The organism is Luteibacter sp. KNZ12-1A, assembly GCF_056755675.1.
Window position 1 is genome coordinate 1 of sequence record NZ_JBPGXU010000192.1, and the last position, 1,749, is coordinate 1,749.

Sequence of the window (1,749 nt, forward strand, 5' to 3'; positions counted from 1 at the left end):
GGAGGGGTGGGATCTCACATCGGTTCGGGTGTCGCGGGCGCGACGCCTCGCATGCTCGTGGTGGACGGCTCGAAAGTCGTCCGCCAGTTGATCGCGCGCGTGGTCAACGCGGAAGTACCGGGCGTGGAGATCGTCGGTGTGTCCACCGGCGCCGAGGCGCAAGCCGAGTTGCAGCGTGGCGTCTTCGACTTCGTCACCGTGGCCCTGCGCCTGCCCGACATGGACGGGCTGGACGTGGCGCGTTTCGTGCGCGAGTCCGCGCCGCAGATCTACATGCCGATCGTCGTGGTTTCCGGCGACGTCGAAGCGCGCCTGCACCGGCGCGAACTGGGCGAGTTCGTCACCGACTACTTCGACAAGTCCCTGGGTTTCGGCGCCCTGGCCGAGTTCATCCGCGGCTACGTGCGTCCCGAGGGCGGCGCGGAAGGCGAAGTGCTCTATGTCGAGGACAGCCGCGTGGTGGCGCTCGCCACGCGACGCATGATGGAGAAGTACGGCCTTACCGTACGCCATGTCATCAGCGCGGAGGACGCGCTCACGCACCTGCGCGAAGCCAGGGCGCGTGGCGAGATGGGCGCCGACGTGGTCCTTACCGATGTCAGCCTCAAGGGAGAACTCACCGGCGGCGACCTCGTCGAGCGTATCCGCAACGAGTTCGGCTACGGCAAGGGGCGGCTTCCCACGCTGGTCATGACCGGCGACGAGAATCCCGCGAACCAGGCGGCGCTCCTGCGCGCCGGCGCCAACGACCTCGTCGAGAAACCCGTCGAGGAGAAGCTGCTCATCACCAAGCTGCTGTTCCAGCTCCGGGTGGCCTTGCACCTTCGAGACAGGGCGGAAAGTTGAACGATCGCGTGAAGCTCGAGCCGTCCTGGAAGGAAAGGATCGGCGACTACCTCGATCGCCCGGAGATGCGGGCGCTCTCGGCCTTTCTTCGCGAGGAGAAGGCGCGGGGCAAGACGATCTACCCGCCCGGCCCGGAGATCTTCAACGCGTTCGCGCACACGCCGTTCGATAAGGTGCGCGTCGTCATCCTCGGCCAGGACCCCTACCATGGCCCCGGTCAGGCGCACGGCCTCAGTTTTTCCGTGCGGCCCGGCGTGCGCGTGCCCCCGTCGTTGCAGAACATGTTCAAGGAAATCGAGGATTGCCTCGGCGTCCCACGCCCCGACCACGGTTGCCTCACGCCGTGGGCCGATCGTGGCGTGCTGTTGCTCAACGCCGTGCTCACGGTGGAGGCCGGGCAGGCGGGTTCGCACCAGGGCAAGGGCTGGGAGGGCTTCACCGACGCGGCCATCGATGCCTTGAACCGCGAACGCGACGGCCTCGTCTTCATGCTCTGGGGCAGCCACGCGCAGAAGAAGGGCCAGCTGATCGATGGCCGGCGCCACAAGATCCTGCGCAGCGTGCACCCCTCGCCCCTGTCCGCGCACCGTGGTTTCATGGGCTGTGGCCATTTCGCCCTGGCGAACGCTTACCTGGAATCGCGGGGCGAGCCGCCGATCGACTGGTCGTTGCCGCCGAAGGCGGAACTCGTCGCCTGACCCGAGGGACGATGGGCGCTCGCCAGAGACCTTGGTGGGGCTTGCCTCGGGCCCTGGTGGGAGCTTGCCTCGGGCCTCGGTGGGAGCTTGCCTCGGGCCTCGGTGGGAGCTTGCCTCGGGCCTCGGTGGGAGCTTGCCCCGGGCCTTGGGGGGGGGGGGCCCGGGGGGGGGGGGCCCGCGCGCGCGCCGCGGCGCCGGCCGCCCC

General features: G+C 69.0%; 2 protein-coding genes. Both read left to right on the forward strand.

Going from position 1 to position 1,749, the window contains the following annotated elements; genetic code table 11:
- Positions 1-51: 51 nt before the first annotated feature.
- On the forward strand, positions 52-846 hold the full coding sequence (locus ACR9ZJ_RS19285; RefSeq protein ID WP_481282731.1) for a response regulator: 795 nt from the start codon (positions 52-54) through the stop codon (positions 844-846).
- A complete protein-coding gene (ung, locus tag ACR9ZJ_RS19290) occupies positions 843-1,544 on the forward strand; it encodes a uracil-DNA glycosylase (RefSeq protein ID WP_481288678.1) in 702 nt (233 codons plus the stop codon). The genes ACR9ZJ_RS19285 and ung overlap by 4 nt, the downstream gene beginning before the upstream one ends.
- The last annotated feature ends 205 nt before the right edge of the window (positions 1,545-1,749 follow it).

What these genes read in the sequence shown, in the direction of transcription:
- ACR9ZJ_RS19285 (WP_481282731.1), top strand. Translation starts at nt 52, where the DNA reads ATGCTCGTGGTGGACGGCTCGAAAGTCGTCCGCCAGTTGATCGCGCGC.